Below are 16,381 nucleotides of genomic sequence, written 5' to 3' on the forward strand. Positions count from 1 at the left end.
TCGCTCTCCTCGCGGGACGGTCGGGGCGGATCGGGGGATCGGTCGTCGGGGCAGGGGTGCCGCCCGGCTCCCGTCGGCGGGGACGGGTCGCGGGGGCCGGGCGGCGGTTCTACCGGGCCGGGGGCGCGTCTACCGGATCGGGCGCCGGGCGGCGCCGTCCGACGCGCGTCGAGGGGCGGTCAGGCGCGCCAGGCGTCGTCGAGCGTGACGCGGCCGTCGGCAGGCACGGTGAGGGAGCGGTTGCCGCCGCTCTCCCACGTCACCCCGCCACCGGAGTCCCTGCGGATGTACTTGTAGGCGCAGGTCGTCCCGGCGGGCAGGTCGACGTCGAGCTTCCACACCGGGTAGGCGGCCGGGTCGAGCTTCGGCGCGGCGGCGGTGTTCCAGCCGCCGAGCGCGGCGCAGTCCCCGGCGACGTGGATGTCCTGCCCCCACTGCGTGGTGGCGTCGACGGAGAACGAGGCCCCGCTGCCGTCCGGCGTCCCGGTGCCGCCGTCGCCGCCGCAGGTGCGGGCGCCGGTGTGCAGGGCGAGGGCGGTGTTCGGGTCGAGCGTCGCGGTGAACCGGCCGGAGCCGTCGACCCTCACGGTGTCGCCGCTCTGCACGTCGCAGTAGTCGCCGGAGGGCAGCGACGACTGGAAGGTGCGGGTCAGCGCGGATCCTTCGTGGTTGATGGCGACGTAGGCGGCGTCACCCCGCCCGAAGGCGATGGCGTCGTTGCCGTTGTCCCACCAGTTCGTGACGCCCCGCCCCCCGGCGGTGTTGCGCAGCGCCACCATCGAGGAGATCTCGCGCCAGTCGTGCTGGCACTTCCACCCGTCGGTGTAGCAGGCGTTCACCGTGCCGCCCCCGGGCGGGCCGTCGTCCTTGGCGGAGAACGCGTAGCCCGAGTGCACGTCCGGCGAGCCGTACGGCCAGGCCAGCATGAAGACGTGGGCGAGCGTGTAGTCGGCGCCGTTCTTGTAGGTGAGGGTGTCGCCGACGCGCTCGGTGTCGTGGTTGGCCACGAACACGGCGGACCGCCCGCCGTTCATGTACCCCCAACCCTCCCCGAAGTTCCTCAGGTAGGCGAGGCGCTCGGACTGGAACACGCGCTTGAGGTCGCGCGCGTACCGGAACTCCTGGACGTCGCCCGTGCCGAGGTACTCCGCCGGGTCGACGGCCTCGCCGGCGCCGTGGATGGCCTCCTGCTTCCAGTACACGTTCGGGTCGGAGAGCTTGGCCTTGATCGCCTTCAGGTCGTCGGCCGGTATGTGCTTGACCGCGTCGACCCGGAAGCCGTCCACGCCCAGCGACAGCAGGTCGTTGAGGTAGTCGGCGATGCGCTGGCGCACGTACTCCTTGCCCGTCCGCAGGTCCGACAGGCCCACCAGCTCGCAGTTCTGCACCTGGTAGCGGTTGCGGTAGTCGATCGAGTCGTCGCGGCAGTCGTTGAAGTCCCCGTCACTGTAGGGGGCCCGCGGGTAGTCGTACTTCGTGTACGGCGAACCGCCGGTGCCGGTGCCGCTCCCGGCGCTCATGTGGTTGATGACGGCGTCCGCGACGACCTTCACCCCCGCCGCGTTGCAGGTGTCGACCATGGCGCGGAACTGGTCGCGGTTGCCGAGACGTCCGGCGATCCTGTAGCTGACCGGCTGGTAGGACGTCCACCACTGCGGGCCCTGGATGTGCTCCTGCGGCGGCGAGACCTGGACGTAGCCGTACCCGGCGGGACCCAGGTCGTCGGTGCAGGCGCGGGCTATGGAGTCGAACGTCCAGGAGAACATCACCGCCGTGACGTCCTTGGCACCGGGCGGCGCCGCCTGGACCTGGGGAGCGGGCAACGATACGAGCGCGCCTGCGGCGCCCGCCACGAGGGCGAGCGACGCGGCCGTGGTTCTACGGGCCACGATTCCTCCTGCCTGAGGGGAAGCTTGCTGCGGGGCCTTCGCAGGGCAACGCGCCGCGCCCGTAAGGCTGGTGGGGGGTGCGGCTTGTGGGGAAGCCGCTGCAAATCATTGAAAGACTGTGGAAGCTCTTCCGGGCCATGACCGTAGAAGACCCCTCCACCGCGGTCAAGAGATCGGACCAACCCCGGTAACGAAGGGGTCATCTGCCCGCAACATCTACTGCAAACTCTTGCAAGCTGCTACCTTCGGGCCGTCCCCGGCTCGTGGAGGACCGGGGGTCCGAGCCGGACCCCACGCGCCCGGCCCCCGGGCCGGGGACACCCACGGACCCGACCGACCCGCGTACCTCGGGCACGCCGCGCACGCCGGCACGCCGCGCACGCCGGCACGCCGCGCGCTACAGCACGCCGCGCGCACGGTCGATGGCCGCCGCCGCGTTGATCAACCCGACATGGCTGAACGCCTGCGGGAAGTTCCCCAACAGCTCACCCGTGCGCGGATCGATCTCCTCCGCCAGCAGCCCCAGATCGTTCGCGCACCCCGCGACCCGGTCGAACAACGCCTGCGCGCGGTCCGGCTCCCCCGCCATCGCCAGCGCGGAGACGAGCCAGAACGAGCACAGCGCGAACGTCCCCTCCCCACCGGCGAGTCCGTCCGCGTTCCCCGCGTCGGCGACGCGGTACCGCAGCACCAGCCCGTCCTCCGTCAGCCCCCGCGCCACCGCCTCCACCGTGGACCGCACCCGCGCGTCCGTCGGCGGCAGGAACCCGTACAGCGGCATCAGCAGCACGGCCGCGTCCAGCTCCTCGGAGTCGAAGGACTGCGTGAACGCCCGCCGCCGCTCGCTCCACCCCCGCTCCAGCACCGCCGTGTGGACCCGGTCCCGCGCCGCGCCCCAGACGGCCGTCCGCGCGTACCCACCCAGCTGCGGCGCGAGCCGCACCGCCCGGTCCAGCGCCACCCAGCACAGCACCTTCGACGACACGTGGTGCAGCGCGGGCCCCCGCATCTCCCACATCCCGGCGTCCGGCTCCTCCCACCGCCGCGCCGCCGCGTCCGCCAGCCCGGCCGCGAACCGCTGCACCTCCGGATGCAGCTCCCCGAGCCGATCCCGGTACAGGTACAGGGCGTTGAGCAACTCCCCGTAGACGTCCAGCTGCGTCTGGCCCCACGCGTCGTTCCCCACCCGCACCGGCCGCGAACCCCGCCAACCCGGCAGATGGCCGAGCTCACGCTCGGACAGGTCGTGCTCCCCGCCCACCCCGTACATGATCTGCAACGAGGAGCCCGCGTCGGCACCACCGCCGGCCGCGCTCGTCATGAAGGACACGAAGTCCACGGCCTCGTCGGGGCAGGACCCCAGATACAGCGCCTCCAGAGTGAGGCTCGCGTCCCTGATCCAGGCGTACCGGTAGTCCCAGTTCCGCTCCCCGCCCACCGCCTCGGGCAGCGACGTCGTCGGCGCGGCCACGACCGCCCCCGTCGGCCGGTACGTCAACCCCTTCAGCACCCGCGCCGACAACCGCACGGTGTCGCGGTGCGGGCCGTGGTAGATGTCGTGATCCGCCTCCCACGAACGCCACGCCTCCACCGTGTCCGCGATCCGCTCCCCCACCGCCTCCGGCGCCGTCGGCTCCGGCGGCACCTCCTCCGGCGGCGCCCACAACAACGCGAACCCCGTCCGCTCGCCCGCCCGAACGCGCACCCGCGCTCGCGCCGCGCCGCCGCCGTCCCGCAGCGCCACCGGCGACCGCAGCGAGCACGGATTCGGGCCGCCGAACGTCCGCGCCCCGCGCCCGTCCACCCGCAGCAACGGCCGCACCAGCCCGTACTCCGGCCGGGGCACGAACTCGACGTCGAACTCCACCTCCCCGTCCAGCCCCTCGACCTCGCGCAGCAGCTCGTGCGGCGGACGCATCCCGAGGTCGTGCCCCCGCTGCCCCTCCGGCACCGCCAGCGCGTCCCGCAGACACGCGGTGCCCCCGGCCGTCGTGAACGTCGTCTCCAGGACCAGCGTCCCCGGCACGTACCGCCGCCGCACGTCGAAGCCGCCCGTCGGCGTCACCGACCAGTGCCCCGCGTCCTCGCCCAGCAGCCGGGCGAACAGGGCGGGGCTGTCGAAACGCGGCAGGCACAGCCAGTCCACGGAGCCCCGCCGGTCGACGAGAGCGGCGGAGCTGCCGTCGGCGAGCATCCCGTAGTCGGCGATCGCGGTGGAGGTCACCCCACGCACCCTGACGGCCCCCCGACGCCCGGTCCACGACCCCGCGGGCGCCGCCGCCGAATTCCCCCCACCCGGCGGACGCCCACCGAGGCGAGGGCGGCGGCCGGGCAGGCAAGCACCACCGACACCCGCACCGAAGCAAGGAGGGATCCCCGCATGCGCGGGGAGCAGCGACCGAGGCGAGCCCCCGACCACCGGGCGGAGGGGCCATCCCCGCGTGCGGGGAGCCGGGAACATCGGGTCGCTTCACAGCGGGTGCCGGAGGGCCATCCCGTTTGCGCCGGGAGCAACACCACGAGCCTGTCGCCGTGGTGCACGCTCAGGGACCATCCCCGCGCATGCGGGGAGCAGTGCGCCTCTGAGAACCCGCCGCCGGCCACCTGGGGACCATCCCCGCACGTGCGGGGAGCAGTCGGTCTCCGCCCGCCCGATGAACCCGACCTGGGGACCACCCCCGCGTGCGCGGGGACCAGTCCCTGGAGGACACCGTCGGCGCGATGGCCCTGGGACCATCCCCGCGTGCGCGGGGAGCAGCGCGGCGTGCTCCTTGTCCCCTCCGGGACCCAGGGACCATCCCCGCGTGCGCGGGGAGCAGGCAGCGGAGCGCTGGCGGTGCAGGATCATGAGGGGACCATCCCCGCGTGCGCGGGGAGCAGATGGTCACCGTGTGCTCTGTGTCGGAAAGTCCGGGACCATCCCCGCGTGCGCGGGGAGCAGATCACCACCCTGACCCGCACCGCGCGGCCGGTGGGACCATCCCCGCGTGCGCGGGGAGCAGCGTGCACGAAGCCAAGACGGAAGACACGACTGGGGACCATCCCCGCGTGCGCGGGGAGCAGTCCTTGAGCATGATCAAGAAAGCGATCGAGGAGGGACCATCCCCGCGTGCGCGGGGAGCAGCTCGAATCGGCCCGGCGAACGCCAGGCATGGAGGGACCATCCCCGCGTGCGCGGGGAGCAGAATGGCGAGCGGCGGATTACTGTCACCGCCCCGGGACCATCCCCGCGTGCGCGGGGAGCAGCCACTTCCGCCATTGCCGTAGAGGGCCTGGAGGGGACCATCCCCGCGTGCGCGGGGAGCAGAACTCGTGGGTGAAGTCCTCCAGCCAGACGCCGGGACCATCCCCGCGTGCGCGGGGAGCAGCCGTCGGTGGTCCACTCCCCGCCCGACTCGACGGGACCATCCCCGCGTGCGCGGGGAGCAGGTGCAGTTCAGCCGGGCACGCCAGCCCGACGTGGGACCATCCCCGCGTGCGCGGGGAGCAGGCTGCGTGACCTGGGGGTTTACCCGGGCGGAGCGCGGTTTTTTATGACTTTCGTTGAGTCCGGCATTTCACCCATAGCGTGCATTGTTGTCATCGGTTGCCGAAGCGGCGGCGTTTGGAGGCGTTGCTCCAGCCGCGCCGTGGGGTGGTGGTCGGTGCGGGGTCGAGGGGTTTGGTTTTCGGGCGGTGGATGAGGGTGACGCCCTCGTGGTCGACGGGGTGCCAGGCGTGGTCGTGGGTGCGGAAGGTGAAGCCCTGCTCGTTGTCCGTGGTGTGGGCGAGCAGCGCGCGGCCTTGTCCGGCGTACTGCTGGACCTCGTTCCACAGCACGTCCCGGACGCGGGCGGAGGGGTTGCCGATGAAGACTCCGGCGGAGATCTCGAGGAGCCAGCGCGTGAGGAATCCGCGCAGGCCGACGGGGCAGTTGGTCAGGACGATCACGGTCACCAGGTCATCGCCTCCGGGACATCGTCGTCCCCGCCTCCGTAGTTCCGTCCGGCGGCGACCTCCTGGCCGCCGTCGCTGTGGAGCCGGACGACGTCCGTGTCATCGCCGGTGCCTCCGGCGGGTGCGGCGTCGGGCAGGAGGAGGTGCTTGATGTCGTCGACGCAGCGGTCCAGCAGCCCGGTCTGGGCGATGCGGTCGCGCAGGGCGCGGCGCGTGCGTGAGGCGACGTCCTCGTCGCCTTCGGCGGCGACGTCGAAGGCGAGCGGGATACCGACATCGGTCTTGTAGAGGTCGGCGATGTCGAGCACGAAGGACAGCTCGTGGCCGGAGTGGATGAAGCCGAGCGCCGGGCTGCACCCGAGCGACGTGACGACGGCGTGCGCGATGCCGTACATGGACTGCGCCGCCGCGGTGATGGCCTGGTTGACGGCGTCGCCGCTGGCGAAGTCGCCGGGGGTGTAGCGGCGTCCGCGCCACGGCACGCCGGTGCGTCGGGCCTCGGCCTTGTAGTGGTCCTTGAGGCGCCGCCCTTCCCGGCCGAGGAGTTCCTGGCGGGTGGAGCCGGTGGGGTCCTCGTCGGGGAAGCGCAGCCGGTACATGGAGCGGGCGACGGCGAGTCGGCTCCGGGGGTTGGCCCATTGGCGGGCCTGGGCCTCCATGAGGGCCGAGGAGCGGGTGAGGGCGCGGCCGCTCGCGTAGTAGCGCGCGCCTTGTTCGCCGACCCAGCAGACGGCGGCGCCCGTCTCGCCGAGGACGCTCATCGCCTGGTGCGTGACGCGGGTGCCGGGGCCGAGGAGGAGGGTGCCGATGGTGGCGGACGGGATGTGGGTGGTGCCGTCGGCGTCCTCGGCGGTGATGGCGTTGGCGTCGCGGTGGACGACGCAGCGTTCCAGGTAGACGAACGAGGTGCGGTCGCCGACCCGGGTGAGGTGGCGCGGGGTGAGGGCCGGGCGGCGGGAGACGGTCGTCATGGCCTCATGCCGTCCGGGCGAGGGGTGCGAGGGTCAGGAGGCCGCAGCCGTACGCCTTGGCGCGTCCGAGGCCCTGGGTGAGGGTGCGGCGCAGCAGCTGGGGGTCGGTGACGTCCAGCCGGCCCTCGAAGGTGACGGTGACGAGGGTGACGGGTCGGGGCTTGCGGCCGGAGGGGGCGGAGCGGCCGGGTTTGTCGAAGGCGCGGGACCGTTGGTCGCCGACGGTGAGTTCGTACCGGTCGCCGTGGTGTTCGGTCTTGGTCTTGTACGTGGTGCCGCCGGGCAGGAGGCGGTCGGCGTCGGGCTTCTCGACGATCTGGAATCCGGCGTCCTTCTGGCGCTTCAGCAGCCACCCCATCTGGTGGACGGGGGTGAGGTGGGCGGTGAGCTTCCTAGGCTCGCCCTCCGTGCGGCGGATGGTGTGGACGGGGTTGGCGGTGAGACGGAACGACCAGCGGTCGCCGGTGGTGAGGCGGTCGAGGAAGGGCGTGTAGGGGCGGGTCTCCCAGCCGGGCGTCTCCGGGTCGGCGAGCGCGGGCCATCCGGCCTGCTCGACGAGGTGGGTCAGGTCGGGGCGGTCGGGGCTGACGAGGTAGAGCAGCACCTCGGCCCGTGCCCGGTGGTCGAGGCGCCACAGCACGCGCGGGCCGCCGGACGGGGCGGTGGCGCCCTGCGCGTCGGACGGCAGCAGGCAGGGGAAGGACGACATGACGGCGGCGTGCAGGCGCTGGGGTGAGCCGAGGAGCCGACGGGCGCCGGGTCGCGCGGTGTTCACGCGGAAGCGGGTCAGGTACATCAGGGGCTTTCTGTTTCCAGGGCGTCGAACGGGTCGTGCGGCGGCGCGGCGCCGGGGTGGGGGACGTCCACCGTGGTCGTCACGACGGTGCGCAGGGCGTGGCGGCGCTGCGCCGGGGAGAAGCTGAGGGGCTGGTCGCGCTGGACGTCGCCCGGCTCGCCCTCCGCTCCCCCGGACGTCTCCCGCAGGACGTCGAGCCGGACGGTGGCCTCCCGGTGCCGCCGCCGGTACCAGGGGGCGGCCTGCCACGGCTCGGTGGCCAGGGCCCGGTGGAGGTCGGCGTCCTCGCGGACGCGCAGCTCCACGGGGTGTGCGGGCGGGCAGGAGCGCCGTCCGAGGAACGGTGTGTGGACGGGGTCGCGCAGGGCGGCGTGGAGCCGGTCGAGGAGCGGCCGTTCGCCTTCGACGGCGGCGACGAACACGGCGTCGGCCAGGTAGAAGCGCTCGGACAGGGGCATGGACTTGCCGGTGTCGCCGTGGTGGGCGGAGTGGAAGTCCCGGATGCGGGTGCCTGGTTGGTCGATGCGGACGCCGAAGCGGAGGGCGGCCAGGGGCCGCAGCCCGTCCTCGTCCTGCCGGTCGACGCCGGCCGCCGCCGCGAGGAGTCCGATGACGCCGCTCTTGGTGGGGGCGGACTCGGTGGTGCGGCGGGCGAACCGGGCCGTGGCCCCCCAGCTTTGGAGGGGCCCGGCGAGCCGCAGGGTCAGCACGCTCATGCGGGCGTGTCCAGGCGTTCGGCGACGGAGCGACCGACGGAGGAGACGAGGGTGCCGAGGTTGTCCACCTCGGTGCCGACGTCGGCGAGCTTCGCCGTGTTCGGGCCGACGCGCAGCACCCAGGTGAGGGTGGACGCCTGGTCGCCGTAGGCGCGCTCGACGTCGGGGATGTGGCCGGCCAGCCGGTCACAGGCTTCGCGGACGTGGCCGCCCTGGTCGCCGCGCACGGGCTCCTCGAAGGCCGCGACGTAGCTCATGGGGCGGGTGGTGCGCAGCGTGACGACGACGGCGTCGGGCAGGGTGTGGTGGCCGAAGGTGTTGATCTTCCCCTGGGGCAGCGAGGCGAGGAAGCCGTGCACGAAGGCTTCGACGGCGCGGCGCACGGGTTCGGTGCGCGGCTCGTCGTCGCGCAGGCCCGCGCCGAGGTTGGCGGCGAGCCGGTGGACGTTGAGCGCCGCGTAGCGGTAGAGGGTGGCGGAGTTGAAGTCGACGGTGCCGATCATTCCGGCGCCGGGCTCGGCGTCGGAGTTCTCGTCGTCCACGGCGGTGTAGTAGTCGGACTCGTTCTCCACCCGGTGGACGCTGAGCGCGTGGGCGACCTGGACGGCCGCGTCGACGTTGATGTCGGCGACGTCGGCGACCATGCGGCCGAAGAGGGCGATGTCGACGGAGTGCCGCGTGTCCGCGAGTGCCTTGGCGCGGCCCTTGTTGTCCCTCTCCTTGAGGAACGCCTTGATGTCGTCCGCGCCTTCGACGGCGAGCCGGGCGAGGCCGTCGAGCTGCCGGGAGCTGAGGAAGAGGAGGTACTTGGACTGGGCGACGGGGGCCGGCTCCCCGTCCTTCTCGGCGTTGGCCTTGCGCTTGGGCACCTCGATCTTCAGCCCGGCGGACTGGATCACCTCCGCCGCCAGTTCCCGCGCCCGCTCCCCGGCCAGGGATTCCTCGACGTCGCCGATGCGGGACGCGAGGAGCTCCACGACCTTCTTCGTGCGCACGCCGAGCTCGCTCGGGTCCAGCAGGTGCTCGTTCCCGAAGAACTCCCGGGTGGCACGCTTCCACGCCTGGCTGGACACCCGGGCCCTCGGCACTCCGCCGTAGATCGCGGACTTCGGCGCGCCGGTGTCGTCGCGGTTCAGGTTGCTGGGCGGCACGGTCTGGAGGGCGTGCACGTCGAGGAAGATGCGGTTCACGAGGCGTCCTTGTCGTGTGGTGCTGGTGTCAGGGGGCGTCGGGGGTGTCGGGCTGCGAGCCGTCCGGTGCGTGGTCGCCGCGCCAGGCGTGGAAGGAGCGGCCCCACTCGGCCCGCACGGTGGCCGGTCCGCCGGGCCACTGCCAGGCGTAGAGCTGCCCGGCGAGGAGGGCGTAGTCCAGTTGCGCGCCGTGGGAGCGCAGGAGGGTGACGATGTCCCGCAGGCGCTGGGCGAGGCCGGTCAGGTCGGGGGCGGTCCCGGCCCGCACGAGGCGCTTGCGCAGCGGTTCGTCGATCTCCCCGTGCTGCATCGTGGAGCGGATGGCCGCGCCCAGGCCCCGGCGGTCCTCGCGCGTGTCCCGGCGATGCATGCCGGTGTTGCGGGACTGCTGGTGGACGGCCCACAGCGTGAGCGCCACGTGCACGGCCCCCTCGGCCCGCACGAGTTCGGCCTCGCGCAGCGGGCGGGCGCCGTCGTCGGTGTCGTGCAGGGGGCCGGTGTCGACGAGGTCCCACAGGTCGGGGACGTCCCCGGCGGGGCGTCCGGCGCCGCGACGCAGCCGGGCCACGGCGGCCACGGCCTTCGGCCGGTCGGCGAGGTAGCCCTGTTGCAGGGCGGCGACGTGGCGGCCGGTCAGCTCGGCCACGCGTCGGCGGACGGGGAGGGAAGCGGGGGCGGTGACGGTCGTCATGCGGGGCGCCTTCAGGACGTGGTGGGTGCCGGGGCGGCCTCGGCGCCCGGCGGCCGTTGGTCGGCGGGGAGGTGGGGGTGGCCCAGGCACTCGTCCAGGGCGCGGCGGAACCACAGCCGTGCGAGGGCGGAGTTGAGCCACTCGGTGCGCTTCTTCAGCTCGACGGTCCGTCCCTGCCACGCCGTGTCCCCGGCCTCGGCGATCAGCAGGTCGCCGAGGCGTCCGACGATGCAGTGGACCTCCCGCCGCCAGTGGCCGCGCTGCTCCTCGGGGTCGGCGTGGCCGGTGAGGCCCGCGAGCCACAAGCGGTAGGGCCGCTCCAGCTCGCCGAAGGCACGATCCCGGGCGGTGGCGCGCGGGCCCTCGGTGTCCCGGCCGCAGGCGCGGGCCAGGTTCGTCGCGAGGTCGCCGAGGGCCAGGACAGCCCGGTCGGCGTCCCGGACGGCGCCCATCGCCTGCTGGGCGCAGGCGCGGTCGCGCTGGTGGAGGAGGACGACGGACATCGCCACGTGGTCGTCGACGACCTCGTCGACGACGGACTGCTGGGTGCCGTAGACGACGCCGACCGTGCGGGCCCGCACGAGGTGGCCGCGTTCGAGGTGGCCCTCGGTCGCCAGCCGGGCCACCCAGTCGAAGATCCGCGGCCGCAGGTAGGGGGCGGCCTCGGCGCCCTGGGAGCTTTCGCTCCGGTCGGCGATCAGCGCCTCCAGGCCCCGCCACGCCGCGCGGGCCGGATCGTGCTCGCGCGGCAGGTAGATCGGGGACGCGCCGAGCTTCTTCTCCTGCGCGGGGCTGCGCCGCCACGCGGTCATGGGCTCGCGCACGTGCTGGTTGCGCGGGCTCAGCGGATCGCCGTAGCCGAGGACGACGCCGTGCACGCCGTCGGCGTCGTGGTGCAGCCGCAGCCGCCGCGTCTGCCAGGTGTAGAGGTCGCGCAGGCCGGTGGGGGCGCGTTCGGCGCCGCCGGGCCCGTTCGGTGGGCGGCGCCAGGCGGGCAGGTCGCCGGGCCGGACGGTGAGTTCGGTCGTGTCGGCGGCGACGAGGTTGAGCAGCAGCGTCTCGCGCAGGTCGCGCCCCTCGGCGAAGACGCCGCCGAGCTGGCCGGCCCAGCCGACGCCCAGCGGGTAGACCTTGCCGCCCTTCACGCGGTCGTCACCGGCCACGCCGGTCTTGATCCCGGAGGTGTCGTAGGCGTGGGCGTGGACGACCCAGCGGGCGGCCTCGGCGAAGGAGAGCCGCTCCACGGTGGGCAGCCGGGCGGAGAAGAACGGCTCGCCGTTGGGGACGTCGGCGACGACGCGGTTGAGGGGGAAGACCTCGTCCTTCTCGGTGCGCAGGCGGGCCGTCTGGAAGAAGGGGGTCTCGGTGTGGAGGAGGTCGAAGCGGTCGCGGTGGGCGTCGAGGTACGCCCCGACCGGAGCGAAGCATTCCGGGTCGGACCACAGGTCGGACCAGTCCTCGATGTCCCGCGGGCCCTCCAGGGCGTCGTGCGCCACGGCCAGCAGCAGACGCAGCAGGGCGAACTCCTGCGTGGGCAGGTCCCCGACGAGGCGGCGTAACCGCGCGGCCTGGGCGAAGACCTCCCGCAGCGACAGCGCGTCCTGCGTGCCGTCGAGGCGTAACACCTCCACCCAGGGGCGGGTCGTCAGGTCGAACGACGGCGCTGCGTCGCGGCCGACGTCGTGGGATTCAGGCACGGGTCACCTCAAGGCCCTGCGAGCGGCTGTAGCTGAGTGTGAAGCCTGCCAGCCGGGTCTGACAGTCCTCGTCGAGTTCCAGGACGAGCTGCCCGGCGAGCCAGTGGCTCTCCTTGGTCTGCCAGGCGTCCACGCACCGCTCCTCCAGCTCGGCGATGGCCCGGTCCATCACCTCGGGCGCGGAGAACCGCATCGGCAGCCGCAGCCCGGACGCGGCCACCGCGCGCGCCGCGAAGGCCGTCGGCACCTGGTCCACGGGCAGGGCGAGGCCCGCCCGTTCCCGGCCGTGCCCGTCGGGCGGCAGCCAGGGCACGGTCGTCAGGCCGCCGTCCTCCCGTCGCCGCACGACGACGACCTCCAGGCTCTCCCGGCTGTCCCGCACCTGGGCCCGGCCCGCCGGGGTGTCGTCGACCTCGCCGACCCCGGCCGCGAGCCAGCCGAACAGCGGCCTGCCGGGCCTGCCCACCGGACCGAGCCCGAAGGTCGCGGCGCGCTCGGCCTGGTCCGCCCGGTGGCGCTCAAAGCGCGTGAACGCCTCCTCCAGGGCGTCGGCCCAGCCCTCGGGGATGTCGGGCTTCTCCCCGTAGGCCGCCTGCACCAGCGGGCTGATGTCCGACGGCAGCCGCACCGGACGTCGCGCGTCACCGTTCAGGTGGGGCCGCAGGGCGGCGGCCGACCGCAGCAGCGCGTACGCCCCGTACACCGCGACCGAGCCCCGCACCGGGGTCGGGACCGCCGTCGCCCAGTCGACGCCCGTCACCAGGCAGCGGGCGGTGCGCAGGCCCGGCGGCCGGTCGCGCTGGCCCGCGCCGCGCGGATGCCGGTGCAGCCGGCCCGCCCGTTGCAGCAGGAGGTCCACCGGGCACAGGTCGCTGACCAGCAGGTCGAAGTCGACGTCCAGGGACTGCTCGGCGACCTGGCTCGCGACCACGACGTGCGGCCCGGCGGGGCGGCCCTCGAACTTCTCCGGAGGACCGAACCGCCGCAGCAGGTCCGCGTCGTTGGCGGCGCGGTCCAGGTCCAGGAAGGAGGAGTGGGCCACCGTCACGGCGTCCTCGCCGAAGCGGACCCGTAACGCGCGCGCCGTCTCCAGCACCCTCCGGACCGTGTTGCGGACGACCAGCGCGCAACCGCCGCCCGCCAACTCCCGCCCGAGGCGGTCGGTGAGGACGTCGAGATCGTCGTCCAGCGGCTCCAGGGCGACGTCCGTGCCACGGCCGGACGACGCGGGCCGCCGCAGCACGGGCGTCCCACCCGGACTCACCGCCGTCAGCAGCGGATACGCGCTCTCCTCACCGACCTCCGCGAAACGCTCGTCACCACCGGCGCCCCGGCCCGGCGTCCCGGCGTAGGCTTCCGTCAGCGCGCGGCGCCGGGCGGCGGGAAGCGTCGCGGACAGCACGACGACCGGCACCCCGTAGGCCCCCAGCCAGGACAACACCCGATCGAGGTAGACGTTCATGTACGCGTCGTAGGCGTGCGCCTCGTCGATCACGACCACCTTGCCCGCGACGGCGAGGTGCCGCAGCGCCAGGTGCCGGCTCTTGAGCCCGGCGAAGAGGAGCTGGTCGATGGTGCCCGCGACGAAGGACGCCAGCACGGCCTTCTTCCGCCCCCGCAGCCACGTGTGCGCGACCAGCTCACCGGGCGCCGGTCCGCCGCCGTCGGCCCGGCGGTGCGGGGCCGACGACGGCGCGTCCATATCGACGGCGGCGACGCGCCCGCCCCGCCGCATCAGATCGGCGAAGCCCTCGTTCAGGGCCGCCTTCGAGTGCGCGAGATGGACGGCGCGGCGGCCCCCGTCGTCCGCGCCGGGCAGCCGCTCCAGCCAGTCCAGCAGACGCGGGAACATCGCGTTGCCCGTCGCCATCGTCGGCAGCGCGAAGAACACGCCGCCCGCGCCGGACCGGGCCGCGAAGATCTCCGCGACGGCCAGGGCCGCCTCCGTCTTCCCCTCCCCCATCGGCGCCTCGACGATCAGCAGGCCCGGCGTCTCCATCGACCGCGCGACGTCGACCGCCGCCTCCTGCACCGGCCGGACGCTCGCCCCCGGCGGCAGGTCGAACCGGGAGGCGAACAACCGCTCGGTGTCCTGCGTCGGTTCGGTCGCCGTCCACGGCGCCGGGAGATCCAGCCCCCGCCAGGCGGCGGCCACCCGCTCCGCGCCACTGCGGGGCCTGTCCTCGGGGAAGTAGGGGAAGAGGTCCGGATTGCTGGCGATCCAGTCGGCGACGATGACCACCGCCGTCAGCAGCACCTGCACCGGCTGCGGCAGCCGCACGGCCCGCCACGCTGCCAACCGCTCGCGGACGCCGTACTCCTCGGTGCAGGCGTCCAGCAGCTCGCCCTGGACCCGCCGCCACAGGTCCCGGCTCGGGCCGGAGGAACGCAGCAACTGGCCGTGCCCGTCCAGGTCCCTGATCTGCGCATGCTCCGGCGGCACACCGTGATGCCCGCCGACGGCCACCGCGAACTGGCCCGCCTGCCTCACCGTCCAGCCGTGCCGCTCCTCCAGCCACTCCCCCAGCAGCACCTGCCCGGCCAGCCCGTGGGGCGCCATCGCCCGATCCGGCCCCATCGCCTTCCGCGACCGCATCTCCAGGCCGGCGTCCCGCATCCGGTCCGCCAGCTCATCGACCTGACAGGCGAACGCAGGCGTCGCCTTCCCGATGTCGTGCACGCCCGCCAGCCACACGGCCAGCCGCCGCGCGTCCGCCTCCCCCTCCGGAAGGGCGTCCGCGACCAGCCGCCGCACACTCAGCGGCAGCCACTCGTCCCACACCAGCCCGGCGACGGCGGCGCTGTCCTCCATGTGACGCCACAGCGGCAACCAGCCGCCGAAATCCCGATCGTGCTTGGCCCACACCGACAGGACGGGCCCGTTCAACCTGCTCCGGAGGCCCTCCCGGGCCCTCCCCCCAACGTGCATGGGCATAGGAATACACGCAACGCACAGCGTGCGTCAGCCGATTGAAGGAATCGCGACGCCGCCGCTTTCGACCTCACCGGAGTGGCCACCGGGAGCCCGACCCAACCGTTACGATGACCGCTTTGAGCTGCCGCAGCCCTGGACACCGACCTGCGAAGTGAGCACCCTATGCACGATTTGCCGGAATCCGCGAAAGTCATGGAAAACTCGCACCGCACGCCATAAACCCGCAGGTCACGCAGTCTGCTCCCCGCACGCGCGGGGATGGTCCCCAGTCGGCGACCTGCTCACCCAGGGGGCAGTCCTGCTCCCCGCACGCGCGGGGATGGTCCCGGCGCCGCCCCGGCAAGGGGTTCGAGCAAGGACTGCTCCCCGCACGCGCGGGGATGGTCCCGCGCTGCCGGTGACGCCGAGGTCGCCGGTGGGCTGCTCCCCGCACGCGCGGGGATGGTCCCTCGTGGACGTACGCCATCACCCCGCTCGGCGGCTGCTCCCCGCACGCGCGGGGATGGTCCCGGGTCGGCGACGCACTACCGTTCTCCTTCATCCTGCTCCCCGCACGCGCGGGGATGGTCCCGTGCTTCCCGGCCTACTCGCCGACCTCCAGCACTGCTCCCCGCACGCGCGGGGATGGTCCCCGACCCGCAGACTAAGTGTCAGCCCTGGCCGCCTGCTCCCCGCACGCGCGGGGATGGTCCCTCGTACTCCACTCCGCGACGCTGCTCGGCGGCCTGCTCCCCGCACGCGCGGGGATGGTCCGAGCGTCGAGGGCTCGGCGGTGATGTCGCTGGCCCTGCTCCCCGCACGCGCGGGGATGGTCCCATTGCCCCTCGCAGCATGGGCAAAACCACCGACTGCTCCCCGCACGCGCGGGGATGGTCCCGCATCGAAGTCGGCGACGTCGGCCGGCTCGTCCTGCTCCCCGCACGCGCGGGGATGGTCCCAGCTCCACCTCCGCCGAGGTCGCCGGTGCGGGCTGCTCCCCGCACGCGCGGGGATGGTCCCTGGTGGGTGATCGAGACCACCGAGGACGGCTCCTGCTCCCCGCACGCGCGGGGATGGTCCCCGGCATGCCCACCGACCCGGCCGTGGTGCAGGCTGCTCCCCGCACGCGCGGGGATGGTCCCAGAAGAAGAAGGCCGTGGAGTACACCCTGGAGCTGCTCCCCGCACGCGCGGGGATGGTCCTGGGACGACGTCATCCTCCGGGCCCTGATCGCCCTGCTCCCCGCACGCGCGGGGATGGTCCCGGATGGTGTCCGCCTGCGGCGACAGGTCGACGACGAACTGGAGGGGGTTCACCAGCACGTCTCGCCGGCGAAACACGTCGCCGCCTCCGCAGGACCTCGCGTTCCTCCTACAGCTCGCGGACCCTTTGCGCAGACCTGCGTTCCCGGCTTCCAGCGGTGTGAGCGGCCCGGCCAGCGCCTCCGTCCGGCGGCCCCGGGGTCGGCTCGCGTCAGCCGCCCGACCCAGTTCCGAGGCGTCTCCGGGTTGATCCCCAGATCGGCGGCGACCGACCTGATCGTCACCTCGGGCCCGCGACTCCTACAGCGCGGCCGCGTCC

10 protein-coding genes and 2 CRISPR repeat arrays are annotated in these 16,381 nt (G+C 73.7%); all 10 genes read right to left on the bottom strand.

The features are described from left to right. Positions 1-179: 179 nt before the first annotated feature. The 10 genes from IF129_RS02360 to cas3 all read right to left on the bottom strand — a co-directional run bounded on the left by IF129_RS02360 (position 180) and on the right by cas3 (position 14,773). Positions 180-1,889 carry a carbohydrate-binding module family 20 domain-containing protein gene (locus IF129_RS02360; RefSeq protein ID WP_191207697.1) on the bottom strand — a complete coding sequence of 570 codons (1,710 nt, stop codon included), beginning with the start codon at positions 1,887-1,889 and terminating at the stop codon, positions 180-182. Between the two features lie 397 nt (positions 1,890-2,286). Beyond that, positions 2,287-4,113, bottom strand: coding sequence for a glycoside hydrolase family 15 protein (locus IF129_RS02365; RefSeq protein ID WP_191207698.1), 1,827 nt, complete (start codon positions 4,111-4,113; stop codon positions 2,287-2,289). Between the two features lie 322 nt (positions 4,114-4,435). After that, positions 4,436-5,379: a CRISPR direct-repeat array (repeat unit 29 nt; unit sequence GGGACCATCCCCGCGTGCGCGGGGAGCAG). A gap of 89 nt (positions 5,380-5,468) precedes the next feature. Next, positions 5,469-5,825, bottom strand: coding sequence for a type I-E CRISPR-associated endoribonuclease Cas2e (cas2e, locus tag IF129_RS02370; RefSeq protein ID WP_191207699.1), 357 nt, complete (start codon positions 5,823-5,825; stop codon positions 5,469-5,471). Further along, entirely contained in the window at positions 5,822-6,796 is a 975-nt protein-coding gene (gene cas1e / locus IF129_RS02375; protein WP_191207700.1) for a type I-E CRISPR-associated endonuclease Cas1e, read from the bottom strand. The genes cas2e and cas1e overlap by 4 nt, the downstream gene beginning before the upstream one ends. Before the next feature lie 4 nt (positions 6,797-6,800). Continuing rightward, positions 6,801-7,592, bottom strand: coding sequence for a type I-E CRISPR-associated protein Cas6/Cse3/CasE (gene cas6e / locus IF129_RS02380; RefSeq protein WP_191207701.1), 792 nt, complete (start codon positions 7,590-7,592; stop codon positions 6,801-6,803). Then, a complete protein-coding gene (cas5e, locus tag IF129_RS02385; protein ID WP_191207702.1) occupies positions 7,592-8,308 on the bottom strand; it encodes a type I-E CRISPR-associated protein Cas5/CasD in 717 nt (238 codons plus the stop codon). The genes cas6e and cas5e overlap by 1 nt, the downstream gene beginning before the upstream one ends. Further along, positions 8,305-9,498: a type I-E CRISPR-associated protein Cas7/Cse4/CasC gene (gene cas7e, locus IF129_RS02390; protein WP_191207703.1), complete on the bottom strand. Its 1,194-nt coding sequence runs from the start codon at positions 9,496-9,498 to the stop codon at positions 8,305-8,307. Before cas7e ends, cas5e begins: the two co-directional genes overlap by 4 nt. A gap of 28 nt (positions 9,499-9,526) precedes the next feature. Continuing rightward, complete coding sequence (gene casB, locus IF129_RS02395; protein ID WP_191207704.1) at positions 9,527-10,189, bottom strand: type I-E CRISPR-associated protein Cse2/CasB; 663 nt, start codon at positions 10,187-10,189, stop codon at positions 9,527-9,529. An 11-nt stretch (positions 10,190-10,200) separates the two neighbouring features. Next, complete coding sequence (gene casA / locus IF129_RS02400) at positions 10,201-11,886, bottom strand: type I-E CRISPR-associated protein Cse1/CasA (protein ID WP_191207705.1); 1,686 nt, start codon at positions 11,884-11,886, stop codon at positions 10,201-10,203. After that, positions 11,879-14,773: a CRISPR-associated helicase Cas3' gene (cas3, locus tag IF129_RS02405; RefSeq protein WP_425579815.1), complete on the bottom strand. Its 2,895-nt coding sequence runs from the start codon at positions 14,771-14,773 to the stop codon at positions 11,879-11,881. The genes casA and cas3 overlap by 8 nt, the downstream gene beginning before the upstream one ends. A gap of 285 nt (positions 14,774-15,058) precedes the next feature. Next, positions 15,059-16,064: direct repeats of the CRISPR family, unit length 29 nt; unit sequence CTGCTCCCCGCACGCGCGGGGATGGTCCC. Positions 16,065-16,381: the final 317 nt, after the last annotated feature.

Origin of the sequence: Streptomyces chumphonensis, from assembly GCF_014779715.1 — a bacterium.
GTDB lineage: Bacteria > Actinomycetota > Actinomycetes > Streptomycetales > Streptomycetaceae > Streptomyces > Streptomyces chumphonensis.